The sequence below is a fragment of the Achromobacter sp. E1 genome (genome assembly GCF_037039475.1).
Taxonomy (GTDB): Bacteria; Pseudomonadota; Gammaproteobacteria; order Burkholderiales; family Burkholderiaceae_B; genus Achromobacter; species Achromobacter mucicolens.
On record NZ_CP146253.1, the window covers coordinates 3,906,010 to 3,921,820 of the forward strand.

The window sequence follows — 15,811 nt, forward strand, 5'->3', positions numbered from 1 at the left end:
TGCCGAAGCGCGCTATCGCCAGTATAAAAACGCCCGTCCAGACGGGCGTTTTTCATGGGCTGCGGTCACGGACGTTACGTAACGCGGACCGTAACGTTACGGCCGATGGGCGGCTTTCCGTAACATTCGCGGGCTCGGCAACATCTCAAAATGACGGTTTTCCGGCGCCTGGGGAAAACCCCTGAAATCGGGCGGATACCCTGATAAATAGGGCATTTCGGATCCGTTGAAATTGCGGAATATGCCGGTTTGCAGCGAGTTTGAAAAATCTTGGCATGGATTGTGCATGAAGACACGTACCGGGTTGTTTCACCACCCGATTCTTCCAGCCAAAGGAGTTCGTCATGCAGATCCATTCCGACATGCGCCGCCTGCAACACGTCCTGACCGCCACCGTCATGGCCACCGCGCTGATCAGCGCCTTGACCGCCTGCGGCGGCGGTGGCGGCGGCGGGAAGAAGACCGCCGGTCTTCCAGGCACCGACATCCCGACAAATCCCGGCGGCGGCGGGGGCCTTGATCCCGGCGTGAACCCCGGCGGTGGCGGCACCAACCCGGGCGGTGGCACCGACCCCGGTGGTGGCACCAACCCGGGCGGTGGCACCAACCCCGGAGGCGGCACCAACCCCGGCGGCGGCACCGATCCCGGCACCAATCCGCCGCGCGTGAGCGGCCTGCTGGAAACGACGCTTGGCAACACCGGCGCGGCCGTCGACAACACCCTGCCCCTCAATCTGGACTCGACACTGGGCGAGGTGGGCAAGGTGCTGGATCCGACGATCAAGCCGGTGGCGGACACCGTGGTTGGCCTGACCCAGCAGGTCGGCGCCACAACCGGCTTGGGAGAGCCCGCCGACGGCGTCGTCAGGCAGGTGGGCGGACTGGTCAGCGACCTGGGCGGCGGCGTCAAGGACGCGGGACTGCCGGCAGGGCTGAGCGCCGGCGTGGGCGGTCTGGTTGACGGCCTGGGCAAGACGGTCGCCAGCACGGGCGGTCTGCTGAACGCCGATGCCAACAACCCCAATCCCCTGACCACGGTGCTCGGCAATGCCACGGGCGCCGTCGGTGCCCTGACCGGCCCGCTGTCCGGCGACGGCGGCCTGCTGCAGCCGATCACGCAGGTGCTGGCCGGCGTGACTGGCGGTGCGCTGAGCGGCCCCACGACGCCGCTGCTTGAACCCGCGCTGGGCAATGTCGGCAAGACCGTGGACAACGTGGTGCCGCTGGGCCTGCAGCCGACGCTGGCTGGTCTGGGCGGCGCGCTCGATCCCACCGCCAGCCCGCTGGCTGGCAACGTCGTCGGCCTGACGCAGCAGGTGGGCGACACGACCAAGCTGGGTGCGCCCGTGGCCAACCTGTTGACCAGCCTGGGCGGTACGGTTACCAACCTGGGCGGCTCGCTGCCCGGCGGCACGCCAGGCCTGAATGGCGTGCTGCAAGGCCTGGGCGGCGCGGTCGCCAGCGCGGGCGGCCTGGTCCACGCCACGCCGGGCAACGCCAATCCGCTCGGCTCGACGCTGGCCAACGCAACGGGTGCGGTGGCCTCGCTGACCGGCGGCCTGGGTCTGGGCGGCGTGACCGGCGGCGTGACGGGCGGAAACGGCGCGGGCGGCCTGCTGGCGCCCGTGACGGGCCTCTTGGGTGGCGTGACGGGCGCCGTGAGCGGCGCGGCAGGCGGACCGGCCGGCGGCGGATTGCTCGGCGGCGTGGTGGGCGGATTGACGGCGGGCGGCGGTGCGAGCGCAGGCGCGGGAGCGGGCGCGGCGGCCGGCACGAACGGCGGCGGCCTGCTCGGCGGACTGGTGGGCGGCGTGAGCGTCGGCGCAGGTGCAGGTGCAGGCGCAGGTGCAGGCGCAGGTGCGGGTGCGGGTGCCACGACCGGTACGGGAGGATCCGGCGGCTCGGCGGGTGGCGCGGCCAATGGCGGCGGGTTGCTGGGCGGGCTGCTGGTCGGAGTGACGGGCGGCGCGACGGGCACCACCACGGGCGGCGCCGCCAACGGCGGCTTGCTGGGCGGACTGCTCGGCGGCCTGGCCGGAAAGAAGTGATTCCCCGCAAACGTCAGGAAAACCCATCATGCTGCAACAACAGACCTACTCTCATCACGAACCCATGAGCGGCATGGCCGACTCCCCCATGAGCGGCCGGCGGTCCGGCATGCTGGACGACATCGTCCAGTTGCTGAGCCAGCAGTTCGCAGCCAGCCACGCGGCATGCCAGTCGGCCCTGGCGGAAAACCTGGGCATGCCGCTGGCGGACCTGAAGGCGCTGGAACTGGTCATGGCGTTCGATGCGTTGCCGACGGGGCATCTGGCGCGGCTGATGGGCATCAGTTCCGGCGGCGCGACGGCGTTGATCAACCGGCTGGAAGCCGCCGGCTACGTCGAGCGCGGCAGGCATCCGCTGGACCGCCGGGTCATCGTGATCCGGCCGGTCGAATCGCAATGCCGGATGATCGCGAAGGAGCGGCAGTGGATCGCCGATGCCATCGCGACGACGTCGTGCGGCTATGACACTGCGGAGCTGGAAACCGTGCACGCGTTCCTGGCGCGTTGCGGCCGCGGCGTAAAGCGCGATGCGCTTGAGTGGCTGGAAATGGGCGGCGCCCAACATCCGGGCCACCATTGCACGCATCACGCCGGGTGAACGGCGGCGGGGCGCGGCCCCGCCGCCGCTTGAACCGGATCAGGCCGCTTCGGGCGGCCCGAAGTGCAAGCGCGGCACCGCGGCCAAGAGGCGGCGGGTGACTTCCTGGCGGGGCGCCAGCAACACCGCCTCTGCCTGTCCCAGTTCGACGATGCGGCCCTTGTCCATGACCGCGATGCGATCCGCCAGGTATTCGACCACCCCGAAATTGTGGGTGATGAACAGATAGGCGATGCCCAGCTCGGCCTGCAGTTCGCGCAGCAGGTCCAGGATCTGCGCCTGCACCGACACGTCCAGCGCCGATGTGGGCTCGTCGCAGATCAGTACCTTGGGTTCAACGGCCAGCGCGCGGGCGATCGCGATGCGCTGGCGCTGCCCGCCCGAGAACTCGTGCGGATAACGCGTCAGCGTGTTGGCCGGCAACCCGACCCGCTCGATGAGCTGCGCGGCGTGCTTCTCGCGGTCCGGACGGCTCATGCCGCGCTTGAGCGACGCCAGCCCCTCGTCCAGGATCTCGCCGATGCGCATGCGCGGGTCCAGCGACGCATACGGGTCCTGGAACACGATCTGGATGTCCTGGCGCAGGCGCTGCAACTGGCGCCGGTCGGCGGTGAGCAGGTCCTGGCCTTGCAGCATGGCGCGGCCCGACACGCGCGCGCCGTCGATCAGCCGCAGCAACGCCTTGCCGGTGGTGGTCTTGCCGCAGCCGGACTCGCCCAGCAGGGCCAGGGTTTCGCCCGCGCGCAACGTGAAGGTCACGCCGTCCACGGCCTTGACCCATGACACGATGCGGCGCAGCGGCCCCTTGCGCACCGGGTAATGGACTTTCAGGTCCTGCACGTCCAGCACCACGCCGCCCGCCTTGGCCGGTTCGCCCCGCGCGCGCTCCTGCGCGGCCGCGGCGCGACCGTGTTCGGTCAGCGGCACGCCGCGCTTGTCGAACGTGGGGATGGCTTCGAAGAGCTGTTTGGCGTAGGGATGACGCGGCGCGCGGAAGAATTCCTCGGCGCTGGCGCTCTCGACGATCTCGCCGCCGCGCATCAAGGCGACGTGGTGCGCCACGTTCTTGACCACGGCCAGGTCATGCGTGATCAGCAGCACGGCCATGCCCATTTCCTGCTGGATGGTGGCCAGCAGGTCCAGCACCTGCGCCTGCACTGTCACGTCCAGCGCAGTGGTGGGCTCGTCCGCGATCAGCAGCAGCGGCTCGGCCGCCAACGCGATGGCGATCATGACGCGCTGCTTCTGGCCGCCGGAAAACTGGAAGGGATAGTCGTCGATGCGGCGCTCGGGCTCGGGGATGCCGACCCGGCGCAGCCAGTCGATGGCCCGCGCGCGCGCGGCCGCCCCGCGCAAGGGCGTGTGCGCGGTCAGCGTCTCGATGATCTGGTCGCCCACCCGCATGACCGGATTCAGGCTGGTGGAGGGTTCCTGGAAGATGATGCCGATGCGCCCGCCGCGCACGCCGCGCATGGCGCTCTCGGGCAGGCGGTTGAGGTCTTCGCCGTCCAGTTCGATCTGCCCGCCCACGATGCGTCCGGCATCCGGCAGCAGCCGCAACAGCGCCAGCGCGGTCATGCTCTTGCCGCAGCCCGATTCGCCCACCAGCGCGAAGGTCTCGCGTTGGGAGATGGCCAGCGCCAGGCGCTTGACCGCGTGGGTGATGCCGGTTTCGCCCGCGACGTCGACATCCAGGCCCTGCACGGTCAGCAAAGGGGTGCCGTCGCTCATGGCGCCTCCCCGGTCTTGGAGGCGCGGCCGTCGGCCGCCAACATGGCTTCCGGACGGCGGCCCATAAAGCCCAGGCGCGCGAGGCGGCTGGGCTTGTAGCGGCGTGTGCGCGGATCGAAGGCGTCGCGCACCGCGTCCGCAAACAGGTTGGCGGCCAGCACCAGCGCCAGCATGAAGATGAAAGCGGTCATCAGGTTCCACCAGATCATGGGATCGCGCGACATTTCCAGCCGCGCGCCGTCGATCATCGAGCCGAAGGAGTTCATGCTGGGATCCACGCCGATGCCCAGGTAGGACAGCACGGCTTCATACAGAACGAGCCCCGAGAATTCCAGCACCACGGTGATCAGGACCAGATGCGCGACGTTGGGCAGCAGGTGGCGCGTCATGATGCGCCAGTGCGAAACGCCGAACGCGCGCGCGGCCTGCACGTATTCCAGTTCGCGCAGCTTGAGGGTCTCGGCGCGCAGCAGGCGGCACAGCCCCGCCCAGCCCGTCAGCCCAAGAATCATGCACAAGAGGAACAGCCGCAGGTCGGCGCGCGCCGCGGACGTGTCGAAGAGATCGGAATGGTTGTCGATGTACACCTGCATCATCAGCGCGCAGGCGGCCACCAGCAGCACGCCGGGAATCGACGTGATGGTGGTGTAGAGGTATTGAATGGCGTCGTCGACCTTGCCCTTGAAATACCCGGCCGCGATGCCGAAGACGATGGCGGGCGGCAGCATCGCCAGCGTGGTGAGGCTGCCGATGACGAGCGCCGTGCGGATGCTTTTCAGCGCCTGCCACAGCACGTCGTTGCCGATGCGGTCGGTGCCCAGCGCGTGGTAGCCGCTGGACAGGCCGGCCAGCGCGCCCACGGCCAGGCACAACAGCGCAAAGGTGATCGTCATGGCGCGCCACGGAATGTCGGCCCGGCCGGCCAGCAGTTCCTCGGCGGCGTGGGACGCCGACCCGGTGGCGCGCGCCAGGCAAGCGAACAGCAGCACCGCGCCCGCCAACGCCACGGCCAGCCCGGCGGCCAGGCCCCAACCCAGCCGCATGGCGATGTCGCCCGCGCGCTCCTTCTCCGGATCGGTCAGGTGCAGCGCGGCGCCGCGCAGCCGCGGAAAGTCGCGCACCGGCTTGTCGTCGACCAGCATGGTCTCTTTGGTGAACTGATGCGCGGCCAGCGGCTCGGAATAGGTTTTTTCGGGGCGGGTCAGCACGGTGCCCGCCAAGAGGCCGTCAAGCGCCGACCGCACCGCCGGCGCATACACCGGCGGGGCATCGGCGGCGGCGCCCGGTGCGGGCGGCAGCAGCGGTCGGTAATGCACCGAATCCAGCAGGCCGATCACCGAAAACGCGACCAGGATGACGGCCGAGCACATGGCGGGGGTATCGCGCGCCACGCGCGCCCAGGTCGCGCGCAGGTTGGGACTGCGGCGCACGTGCCACACATAGGCCAGCGCGCCGGCCACCATCAGCCACAGCGCGATATCGGTCCAGAGAAAGACGAACTTGGGCATGGCGGCTACTCGAAACGCACGCGGGGATCGGCCAGCGTGTAGGAAATGTCGGCCAGGATCAGCCCCACGATGTATAGGGCCGCGCCCAGGAACACCATGGCGCGCACGATGGAGAAGTCCTGCGCATTGATGGCGTCGATGGTGTAGCTGCCCAAGCCGGGAATGCCGAAGAACGACTCGGCGATCAGACTGCCCATGAACAGCAGCGGTAGCGCGGCGACGGTGCTGGTCAGGATGGGCAGCATCGCATTGCGCAGCACATGGCGGAACAGCACCACGCGTTCGGCCAGCCCCTTTGAACGCGCGGTGCGCACGTAATCCTTGCCGATCTCTTCAAGAAACAGCGTCCGGTAAAAGCGCGCCTCGGGCCCCAGCCGAGACACGATCGCCACCAGCACCGGCAGCGCCAGGAACTTGATCACGTCCAGGCCGCCCGAATAGCCCGAGAACGGCACCAGCCGCAAGAGCTTGGCGAACAGCCATTGGCCCGCAATGATGTAGAACAGGCTGGATATCGAGAGCAGCATCACGCACAGCACGACGCCCCAGAAATCCAGCCGCGTCGCCCGGAAGTACACCAGCGTCAGCGAAAACACGATGCTGGCGAACAGGCCCAGAAAGAAGGTGGGCACCGCCAGCGCCAGGCTGGGCCCCATGCGCGTCTTGATCTCGCGGCCGATGTCGCGGCCGCCGTCCGAGGCGCCAAAGTCCATGACCAGCAGCGGCACCGAGCGGCGGTAGAACACCGTGTCCGTCAACTGCGCCGTGCCCTGGGCCTGGGCGTTGAAGAAAAGCGGCTTGTCGTAGCCGCGCTCGGCCTTCCATTTTTCGACGGCGTCCTGGCTCACGCGCTGCCCGCCGATGGCCAGCCGCGCCATGTCGTCCGGCGTGTTCACGGCGAAGAACAGGATGAAGGTGAAGAGATTGACGCCGATCAGAATCAGCACGCCATACAGCAGCCGGCGGATCACATAGCCGATCATGATTGATGCTCCTTGCGTTCGGGCGGCACGAATGCCGTCTGGCGTTCACGCCGCTTGAGCGCCACGTACGAAGGCCAGATCGCCAGCGCCAGCAGCAGAATGAAAACGCCGATGGGCCACCAGATGGGCGAATTCCATTCGTCGATCTTCTGCTGGCGCAAGGCCGGATCGATCTTCATGTACTGCAGCGTGTTGCGCACCATCTGCGTGGGCTTGGCGTTGCCGACCCACTGCTGGTAGGCCCCGCCCGACATCGGGAAGTAGCCGAACATCCACGGCGCGTCGCGCTGGACGATGGCGATCATCTGGGCGATCAGTTCGGCCTTTTCGGGGCCGTCGTCCAGGAATTTCATCTGCTCGAACAGCTTGTCGAATTCCGGGCTGGCGTAGTTGGCCGCATTTTCGCCGCCGCCCTTGGCCTTGGCGTTCGGGCCATAGAGCAGGAAGAGGAAGTTTTCGGCGTCGGGGTAGTCGGCGTTCCAGCCCCACAGGAAGATCTGCGCGGCGCCGCGCAGCATCTTGTCCTGGAAGCGGTTGTAGTCGGTGGCGCGCACGTCGAGCTGCACGCCGATCTTGGCCAATTGGCGCCGCATCCAGTCGAACTGCGGGTTGGACCCGCCGCCGCTCATCGAGTCGAAATACAGCACCAGCGGCGCGCCCGTCTGCGCGTTGCGGCCATCGGGGTAGCCGGCCTCGGCCAGCAGCCGCTTGGCCACGTCGATGGACTTGCGCACGGGCTTGCCATCGACCAGGTCATAAACCACGGGGTTGATGCCTTCGGGCGGGTCGCGATAGCCCAGCACGCCGGGCGGCACCGGGCCATACGCGACGGACGCCTGGCTGTTCTCGAACACGGCCACGTATTCTTCCCAGTCGAAGGCAATGCTGATCGCCTGGCGCAGCTTGCGGTTGCGCTCCTGTTGTTCGGGCGTGTCGCCCTTGCCCACCACCGGATCCAGCCAGTTAAACCCCATGTACCAGTTAGCGGTCTCGACCGTGGTGGGCAGCTTGATGCCGTGTTCCTGGTATTTGCGGGCCTTGTCCTGGCTGTCGCCGGCCGCCACCAGCATCGCCACGCCGTATTCGCCGCGCTCGATCTGCGGCACATCGTAATAGCCCTGCATGAACTTGCCGGTCAGCGGAATGGCTTCTTTTTCGACGCTGAACTCGGCGCGGTCGATGAAGGGCGTGGGCTTGCCGCAGTCGGCCAGCAGGCCGGCGGCCTTGTCGCCCGGCTCGCCTTCGCAGGGATAGGGCTCGCCGTGGTAATTGGGGTTGCGGCCCAGCACGTGCCGGCGGTTCTGCAGCGACTCGACCAGCATGTACGGGCCGGTGCCGACCGGCCAGGTGTTCAGCGACAGGTCGTGCGCGGCCATGCCGGGCTGGCTGTAGAAGCGGTCCGCCTCCCAGGGTATGGGCGCGGTGAAGGTCATGGCCAGCCAGTACTTGAACTGCGGATACTTGCCGTCGACGCGGATGCGCAGCGTGTGGTCATCCAGCGCCTCGACGCCCGTAAAGCCGTCGTCCTCGCGCAGATCCAGCCAGGGCAGCGTGCCGCTGCCGCCCGGCAGGTCGCGCCGCAGATCCTGGTCGCGCTGGCGCAGCCGGTCGCCGTAGTCCTTCAGGCCCTGCACGTGCTCGGCCATGAGTGAATAGATGGGCGACACGACCCGCGGGCTGGCCAGGCGCCGGAAGGCATAGACGTAGTCGTGGGCCGTGAGCTCACGGGTGCCCGTGAGCGGGAAATCGGGAATGTAGAACTTGTCGTCCAGTTCGCCCGGGGCGAGCGGATAGTAGGCGTAGCTGCCGTCCTGCTTGCGGGCAAAGGCCGGGTGCGGCGCAAAGCGTATGCCGGGACGGATCTTGATGTCGTAGACGCTTTGCGCGATCTGCTCGCCGGGTGCGTCTTGGGGCAGCGGGTTGCCCGCCTTGTCCAGGTAGACCGGCGGATCGATCGACGCCGCCGCGCGCGGCACCAGCTCGTAGGGCCGCTTCAGGTAGTGATAACCGTAAAGCGGCTCATAGATGTTGTAGGTGTAGGGCGTCTCGTCGCCGGAGTAGGAGCTGGCCGGGTCCAGGTATTTGGGCGAGCGTTTGACGAAAGCGGAATACAGCGTGTTCTGGCTTTCGGCGCCGGATGGATAGGGGCTGTTGATGGGGCTTTCCTGCGAGCAGCCCGCCAACGCCAGCGACAGCAGCATGGCCGACGCCCAGAGCCGCTTCAGTACACCCATGGAAACCTTCCTGTCGTTTCGTAGCGACAGAGGATAGCAAATGGGGGGCCGGGGAAGTACCCCGGCATCCCCCTAGGGACGAAATGGGGGGGGCGGCCTTCAGCCGCACTGGCGCTGGCGCCAGCAGTCGTAGCGCCACTTCCAGGGCTGCACGGGGTCCGGACGCGCCCACAGCCCGCGGCCAGCCGCCCTGGCCTGGCGCTGCAGGTCCGGCATGGCCTTGTCGCGCAGGTAATCGCCCTTGCGGGCCGTGTAGGCCCAGGCGTAGCCGGCTTCGACCTGCACGCGGTTGGCCGAGCGGCCGTCGGCCAGGATCAGCGCGCAGACATCGCGGCCATATTGGTCCTGCTCGTAGCACTGCGCCGTGAGCGTCTTGCCGGCCACCAGATCTGCCAGGTGCTTGCGCGACGCCTCGGCGTCGGGCTGGCCGGGCTGGTCCGTGCCATGGCCTTCCTCCGGTGCGTCGATGCTGTCCATCCGGATACGCCGCTGGCCGTCAGGCGCCCGCAACGTCACGGTATCGCCGTCCGCCACGTTCACGATCGTGCCGGTCAGGGTGAAGCTCCCCGGTGGCACACCACCCGCAGGCGCCACGGCCGACGGTTTGCCTGCGGCCGGCGCCGAGGGCTTGCCGCTTGCCGTCGGCCCCGGGCGCTGCGGCGCCGAATCCTGCGGTTCAAGCCAATTCACGATGGCACCCGCCACCGCCAGAACCAGGGCAACGACAAGGGCGGTCAGCTTGCTGCCGCTACGAAAGGGAGATTTGCGGCGCACCGGCAGGACTCCAGAGGGAAAACGAAAGCGAGTTTGCCACAAGAAGCTCGCCACATTGGGAGGTGTCTGACACCCTAGGCACACCGCGACAAACCCAAGGTCGTCTCCCCGGGTGTCAGACACCGGGGCATGAACACCATCTTCCCAGCGCGTCCAACCCAGTCCCCCCTTACAACCAGCCGGACTTGCGGAACCGCCAGTAGAGCACCGAGCAGATGGACGCGATGACGCCCAGCGTGATCGGGTACCCCCACGGAGACTTCAGTTCGGGCATGAATTCGAAGTTCATCCCATAGATGCCGGCGATGGCGGTAGGCACGGCCAGGATGGCGGCCCAGGAGGCCAGTTTGCGCGTGGTGTCGTTCTGCGCCGCCTGCCCGATCATCAGGCTGGCTTCAAAGGCGAACGCCAGCGACTCGCGCAGTGAATTGAACAGTTCGTCCACCCGCAGCACACGGTCGGCCACTTCGCCGAAGTAGGGCCGCGCGTGCTCGTCTACGGCGGACATTTCGACCCGCGCCAGCCGGCGGCAGATCTCGGCCAGCGGCGAGACCACCGTATGGATGCGCAGCAGGTCGCGGCGTTGACGGTACAGCCTGCGGATATCCGAGTCCTTGGCGCCGCGGATCAGGAGCTTTTGCTCGGCGCCCTCGACGACGCTCTCGATCTTGACGGCCGCCGAGACATAACGGTCCACCAGCCAATCCAGCAGTTCGGACGCCACATAATCGCTGCCGCGCTTGAGCAGGTCGGGCGAGGCCTCCAGGCGCTCGCGCAGCGGACTGTGGGCCGCCGTGGCGCCGCGCCGCACAGTGACCAGAAAGCCGTCGCCGATGAGGAACTGCGTCTCGCCGAAGATGGGGCGTTCAGCCTCGACCTCGACCGTGATGGCGACGATCAGAATCATGTTGCCGTAGTCGATGATCTTGGGACGCCGGTGGGTTTCCAGCATCTCTTCCTGGTTCTTGTCGCAGGCGCCCAGTTCGCGCGCCACCTTGGCAAGCGTTTCGGGGCTGGGATTGCGCAGGCCGATCCACAACATGCTCTGGCCCTGGCGCTGGGCGACGTACTGGCCGGCTTCTGCAATGGGGACCTCGCGGTCCCGCCGTCCGTTCACGTAGGCGATCGATGCCACGACCTCGCCCTTGGGCGCGTCGGCGGCTTGTGCTTCAGTAGACATAGACTTCCTCGGACAAATCGATCCCTGCCGCGCAGCGTGTGGTTATCGGCCGATGATAGCCCAGCCCGCTGACGGGCCGCTGGCTCAGAAAAGGCTGCGCACCCGCTTGGCCACGTCGATGCGCGGGGCCTGCGGCTCGCGCGGCTCGGCCCGTCCGGGCGGCAGGTCGGGCAGCTTGGGCAGGTGGTCAAAGAGCGGCAGCATCGCGTTGGTGATGAACCGCGTGCGCGAGCCATAAACGTGCCGGTCGCCCATGCCCGTCTGCTGGTGCACGTAAAAACGCTGCGGCACGACGAGCTGAAGCCGTTCCTTGGCCCGCGTCATGGCCACGTAAAGCAGCCGGCGCTCTTCCTCGATCTCTTCGGCGGTGCCCGTGCTCATGTCCGACGGAATGCAGCCATCCACGACGTTCAGCACATACACCGCCTTCCATTCCTGGCCCTTGGCCGAATGGATGGTGGACAGGATCATGTAGTCCTCGTCGCGCAGCGGCGCGCCGGATTCGTCACTGGTCGCGTCGGGCGGATCCAGCGTCAGCTCGGTCAGGAAGCGCTCGCGCGACGGGTAGCCCGACGCGATGCGCACCAGCTGGTCCAGGTCGGTCTTGCGCACGCGCGCATCGTCATACAGGCGCTCGAGCTGGCCGTTGTACCAGCGCAGCGCCAGGTCCACGTCGGCGGGCCACTTCAGGGTGGGGTCGCACAACGCGGCGTAGGTGTCGGCAAAAGCGCCCCACTCTTCCTGGGCCGCCGCGCCGGGCTTGAATTCGCGCAGCGTGCGCAGCGGCTCGGCCGAGGCGGACATGGCGTCCATCAGCTTGCCCGCCGTGGCCGGCCCGATGCCCGGCATCAGCTGCGCAACCCGGAAACCCGCCATGCGTCCGCGCGGATTCTCGGCCCAGCGCAGGATCGACAGCAGATCCTTCACGTGTGCCGCTTCCAGAAAGCGCAGCCCGCCAAATTTGACGAACGGGATGTTGCGACGGGTCAGCTCCAGTTCCAGCGCGGCGCTGTGGCTGGCCGTGCGAAACAGCGCCGCCTGCGACTTGAGCGTCGCGCCGCCCTCGCGCTGCGCAAGCACCTGGTCGGCCACCCAGCGCGCCTGGCCGGCTTCGTCGCTGACCGTCACCAGCTCGGGCATCTGCGAGGACTTGCGATCGGTCCAGAGGTCCTTGGCGTAGCGTTCGGTGGCCTGCGCGATCACCGCGTTCGAGGCATTCAGGATGGGTTGCGAGGACCGGTAGTTGCGGTCCAGCGTGATGACGCGCGCCGGCGCGGGAAAGAGATTGGGAAAGTCCAGGATGTTGCGCACCGTGGCCGCGCGGAACGAATAGATGGACTGTGCGTCGTCTCCAACGACCGTCAAGCCCCGGCCGTCCGGCTTCATGGCCAGAAGAATGGCCGATTGCAGCCGGTTCGTGTCCTGGTATTCGTCAACCAGCACGTGGTCGAAGCGCGCGCCCACGTCGGCCGCGATTTCCTCGTCCGACATCATCTCGGACCAGTACAGCAGCAGATCGTCGTAGTCCAGCACCTGCTGGTCCTGCTTGGCCGCGACGTAGGCGCGGAACAGGTTCTTGAGCTCGTCCTCCCATTGGGCGCACCACGGAAACGAGGTCTTGAGCACGTCGCCCACGGGCGTCTGGCTGTTGACCACGCGCGAATAGATCGCCAGGCATGTCCCTTTGAGCGGAAAGCGCGATTTGGTGGAGGACAGGCCAAGTTCATGGCGCACCATGCCCATCAGGTCCTCGGCATCGCCGCGGTCGTGGATGGTGAAGGCCTCGGACAGACCGATGCGCTGGGCGCAGTCGCGCAAGAGCCGCGCGCCGATCGCATGGAAGGTGCCCGCCCACGGCAGCGACGGCGCCTGCTGCGACGAGCGCAAGTTCATCACCCGCTGCAGCACCGATCCCACGCGCCGCTCCATTTCCAGCGCCGCGCGACGCGAAAACGTCAGCAGCAGCATGCGCTGCGGGTCCGCCCCGTTCAGGATCAGGTGGGCCACGCGATGCGCAAGCGTGTTGGTCTTGCCCGACCCCGCCCCCGCGATGACCAGCAGCGGGCCATCGTTGCCGGGCGCGCCTGCCACGCCGAATTCGGCCGCTTCGCGCTGGGCGGGATTCAGGTCGGCCAACGGATCGGGCCGCTCGGCCGCTCGCGCGGCGGCGTTGTCGTTGTCGGGAGTATGCGAAAGAGGATCTTGGTCTGGCATGTCGCCCAGCCGCAGCGCTGCGGCCGCAAAAAGGAAGGAGCCAAGGCTGGCTCCGGATGAACACTGTATATTTATACAGAATTTTTGCGAATCCGTCTGAACCACCCCGGCGCCATGCCCGATTTTCCCCGCATCCTGACCGGCACCGCCTCCTGGACCGACCCCACCCTGCTGGCCTGCGGCCGCTTTTATCCGCCCGACGCCCGCAGCGCCGAATCCCGGCTGCGCTTTTACGCGTCGCGCTTTTCGCTGGCCGAGGTCGACTCCAGCTTCTACGCGATGCCCACCCCCGACAACGCGCACCGGTGGACCACGCGTACGCCGGACGATTTCGTCTTCAACATCAAGGCCTTCCGGCTGTTTACCGGCCACCAGACGCCGCTCTCTGCCCTGCCCGGCGACATCCAGCGCGAATTGGCCGATTGGCCGGATCCGGTCATCTACCACGACCGAATGCCCGCCGACCTGCGCGACGAACTCTGGCGGCGCTACCAGCTTGCCATCGAGCCCTTGCGGATGCCGGGCAAGCTGGGCGCGGTGCATTTCCAGTTTCCGCCCTGGATACGGCGGGACGCCCGGGGCATGGCGCGCGTGGCGGACTGCGCGCGGCGCATGGAGGAACACCTGGTGTCCGTGGAATTCCGCCACCGCAGCTGGTTCGAGACCGCCGATGCAACGGCAAGCACGTTGGCCTTCGAGCGCGATCTGGGCGTGGTGCACACCGTCGTGGACGCCCCGCAAGGCTTCGATAACACGGTGCCCGCGGTCTGGGAAAGCACCCATCCGGACCTGACGCTGCTGCGTCTGCACGGGCGCAACGCGGCCACCTGGAACGCCTCGGGGGCCGCGTCGTCGGGAAGGTTCCAGTACGAGTACTCGGAAGCGGAACTGGCCGAACTGGTCGCCCGCTTCACCCGGCTGGCCTCGCAATCGGGACAGGCCCACGCGGTGTTCAACACCAACTTCGAAGACCAGGGCATGAACAACGCCGCCGCCTTTGCCTCGGCGCTGACGCTGCCGGGCGTGTGAACGGGTATCAGGTGCCCGCCTTGGCGGCAGGCCGCGCCACGGGCCGTGCCACTTCAGCCAGGCTCTCCAGCAGCACCTCGAACTTGCGCGCGATGTCGTGCTCCGGCACGCAGGCGTAGCCCAGCAACAGCCCCGGCCGGCGTCCTTCGTCGTTGACGTAGTAGCGCGATAGCGCCCGCGTCAGCACGCCCTTGCTGCGGGCCACCTCGACCACGCGCAGGTCGTCCATGTCGGGCGGCAGGGTCAGCACCAGATGCAGGCCGGCCATGCTGGCGTCGCGATGCAGCCAGTCCGGGCCCAGCCGCCGCTCGATCAGGTTGACGAGCATGGCGCGGCGGCGGCCGTACAGCATGCGCATGCGGCGGATGTGCGCCGCGTAATGGCCTTCGGAAATGAACGTCGCCAGCGCCGCGTGCGTCATCAGGTGACCCTCGCGGTACAGCTCGGCGTGCGCGGCCTGAAATGCCGCGGTCAGCGGCTTGGGCAGCACCAGATAGCCCACGCGCAGGCCGGGGTACAGCGTCTTGCTGAACGTGCCCATGTAGATCACCGGCGCATCGGACTCCAGGCCCAGCAGCGACGCGATCGGCCTGCCCGAGAAGCGGAATTCGCTGTCGTAGTCGTCCTCGATGATCCAGCTGCCGCATTGCCGCGCCACCGCCAGCAGTTGCCGCCTGCGGGCCAGCGACATGACCGGCCCCAGCGGATACTGGTGCGAAGGCGTGACGAAGATGAACCGCGGCGGCGTGCCCACGGTGTCTGGCAGCCGCATGCCTTCTTCGTCCACGGGCAGGTGCACCGTGCGCAGTCCGTTGGCCTGCAGAATGGTGCGCGCGCCCCAGTAGCCGGGGTCCTCGACCCACGCCGTTTCGCCCGCCTCGCCCAGGATGCGCGTGGCCAGGTCGATGGCCTGGTGCGAGCCTTCGGTGATGATGATCTGTTCGGGATCGCAGTCGATCGACCGGGTCAGCGCCAGATGCTGCGCCAGCGCCTCGCGCAGCGCCGGCAGCCCGCCGCCGTAGGAATAGGTCAGCAGATCCGGCGCGGGGTTGCGCCATAGCGCGCTGAAGATGCGGCCAAACTTCTTGTGCGGAAACTCGGTCAAGTCGGGCACGCCCGGCATGAACGCCCCCCACTGGTAGGGCGAGGCCGACACCCCATCGACGATGGCCGCGCCGCGCGGCGACAGCGAGGGACGCGAAGCCGCCTCGTGCGCCTGGCGCGCGCGGCGGCCGCTGGCCAGATAGGAGTCCGGCACCGACGCATTGACGAAAGTGCCATTGCCCTGCCGGCTGCGGGTATAGCCCTCGGCAAGCAGCTGGCTGTAGACATGCACGACCGTGTTGCGGGCAATCCCCAGCTCGGCCGCCAGGTCCCGCGTGGCGGGCAGGCGCGAGTCCGCGGCAATGGACCCATCCAGGATGGCTTCACGGATGCCGCGGTAGAGCCGCTTGTTCATGGGCTCGCTGGCGCCGTCGGCTAGGCGCAGCAGCAGCAAGTCACCGACGATGG

At 67.8% G+C, this 15,811-nt stretch carries 11 protein-coding genes; 3 read left to right on the top strand and 8 right to left on the bottom strand.

The genetic code is table 11. The features are described from left to right. Positions 1–362: 362 nt before the first annotated feature. Both V6V88_RS18145 and V6V88_RS18150 read left to right on the top strand, forming a co-directional pair. On the top strand, positions 363–2,048 hold the full coding sequence (locus tag V6V88_RS18145) for a collagen-like triple helix repeat-containing protein (protein WP_223576526.1): 1,686 nt from the start codon (positions 363–365) through the stop codon (positions 2,046–2,048). 28 nt (positions 2,049–2,076) lie between these two features. Then, positions 2,077–2,646, top strand: a complete 570-nt coding sequence (locus V6V88_RS18150) for a MarR family winged helix-turn-helix transcriptional regulator (protein WP_338615885.1) — start codon at positions 2,077–2,079, stop codon at positions 2,644–2,646. 39 nt (positions 2,647–2,685) lie between these two features. Here the strand turns inward: V6V88_RS18150 and V6V88_RS18155 are convergent, their stop codons facing one another. The 7 genes from V6V88_RS18155 to V6V88_RS18185 form a co-directional block, all read right to left on the bottom strand. Beyond that, on the bottom strand, positions 2,686–4,377 hold the full coding sequence (locus V6V88_RS18155) for a dipeptide ABC transporter ATP-binding protein (RefSeq protein WP_280003777.1): 1,692 nt from the start codon (positions 4,375–4,377) through the stop codon (positions 2,686–2,688). Next, positions 4,374–5,885 carry an ABC transporter permease gene (locus tag V6V88_RS18160; RefSeq protein ID WP_062839152.1) on the bottom strand — a complete coding sequence of 504 codons (1,512 nt, stop codon included), beginning with the start codon at positions 5,883–5,885 and terminating at the stop codon, positions 4,374–4,376. The genes V6V88_RS18155 and V6V88_RS18160 overlap by 4 nt, the downstream gene beginning before the upstream one ends. A 5-nt stretch (positions 5,886–5,890) precedes the next feature. Next, positions 5,891–6,868 (bottom strand): ABC transporter permease, encoded by a 978-nt coding sequence (locus tag V6V88_RS18165; protein WP_056323758.1) that lies wholly within the window; start codon positions 6,866–6,868, stop codon positions 5,891–5,893. After that, a complete protein-coding gene (locus V6V88_RS18170; protein ID WP_280003779.1) occupies positions 6,865–9,102 on the bottom strand; it encodes an ABC transporter substrate-binding protein in 2,238 nt (745 codons plus the stop codon). Before V6V88_RS18170 ends, V6V88_RS18165 begins: the two co-directional genes overlap by 4 nt. 99 nt (positions 9,103–9,201) lie before the next feature. Then, the gene (locus V6V88_RS18175; protein ID WP_280003780.1) at positions 9,202–9,876 is read right to left on the bottom strand and encodes a thermonuclease family protein; all 675 of its coding nucleotides are present in this window, start codon (positions 9,874–9,876) and stop codon (positions 9,202–9,204) included. Between the two features lie 169 nt (positions 9,877–10,045). After that, positions 10,046–11,056 carry a magnesium and cobalt transport protein CorA gene (locus tag V6V88_RS18180; RefSeq protein WP_223576214.1) on the bottom strand — a complete coding sequence of 337 codons (1,011 nt, stop codon included), beginning with the start codon at positions 11,054–11,056 and terminating at the stop codon, positions 10,046–10,048. A gap of 84 nt (positions 11,057–11,140) precedes the next feature. After that, positions 11,141–13,270 (bottom strand): ATP-dependent helicase, encoded by a 2,130-nt coding sequence (locus tag V6V88_RS18185; RefSeq protein ID WP_081100893.1) that lies wholly within the window; start codon positions 13,268–13,270, stop codon positions 11,141–11,143. A gap of 114 nt (positions 13,271–13,384) precedes the next feature. On the opposite strand from V6V88_RS18185, the gene V6V88_RS18190 reads away from it, so the two are divergent. Continuing rightward, positions 13,385–14,299 (top strand): DUF72 domain-containing protein, encoded by a 915-nt coding sequence (locus V6V88_RS18190; RefSeq protein ID WP_280003781.1) that lies wholly within the window; start codon positions 13,385–13,387, stop codon positions 14,297–14,299. A 7-nt stretch (positions 14,300–14,306) separates the two neighbouring features. On the opposite strand, the gene V6V88_RS18195 is transcribed toward V6V88_RS18190, so the two are convergent. Then, positions 14,307–15,758: a PLP-dependent aminotransferase family protein gene (locus tag V6V88_RS18195; protein ID WP_062839250.1), complete on the bottom strand. Its 1,452-nt coding sequence runs from the start codon at positions 15,756–15,758 to the stop codon at positions 14,307–14,309. Between the last annotated feature and the right edge of the window lie 53 nt (positions 15,759–15,811).

What these genes read in the sequence shown, in the direction of transcription:
- V6V88_RS18195 (WP_062839250.1), bottom strand. Translation starts at nt 15,758, where the DNA reads ATGAACAAGCGGCTCTACCGCGGCATCCGTGAAGCCATCCTGGATGGG.
- V6V88_RS18185 (WP_081100893.1), bottom strand. Translation starts at nt 13,270, where the DNA reads ATGCCAGACCAAGATCCTCTTTCGCATACTCCCGACAACGACAACGCC.
- V6V88_RS18180 (WP_223576214.1), bottom strand. Translation starts at nt 11,056, where the DNA reads ATGTCTACTGAAGCACAAGCCGCCGACGCGCCCAAGGGCGAGGTCGTG.
- V6V88_RS18190 (WP_280003781.1), top strand. Translation starts at nt 13,385, where the DNA reads ATGCCCGATTTTCCCCGCATCCTGACCGGCACCGCCTCCTGGACCGAC.
- V6V88_RS18160 (WP_062839152.1), bottom strand. Translation starts at nt 5,885, where the DNA reads ATGCCCAAGTTCGTCTTTCTCTGGACCGATATCGCGCTGTGGCTGATG.
- V6V88_RS18170 (WP_280003779.1), bottom strand. Translation starts at nt 9,102, where the DNA reads ATGGGTGTACTGAAGCGGCTCTGGGCGTCGGCCATGCTGCTGTCGCTG.
- V6V88_RS18150 (WP_338615885.1), top strand. Translation starts at nt 2,077, where the DNA reads ATGCTGCAACAACAGACCTACTCTCATCACGAACCCATGAGCGGCATG.
- V6V88_RS18145 (WP_223576526.1), top strand. Translation starts at nt 363, where the DNA reads ATGCGCCGCCTGCAACACGTCCTGACCGCCACCGTCATGGCCACCGCG.
- V6V88_RS18165 (WP_056323758.1), bottom strand. Translation starts at nt 6,868, where the DNA reads ATGATCGGCTATGTGATCCGCCGGCTGCTGTATGGCGTGCTGATTCTG.
- V6V88_RS18155 (WP_280003777.1), bottom strand. Translation starts at nt 4,377, where the DNA reads ATGAGCGACGGCACCCCTTTGCTGACCGTGCAGGGCCTGGATGTCGAC.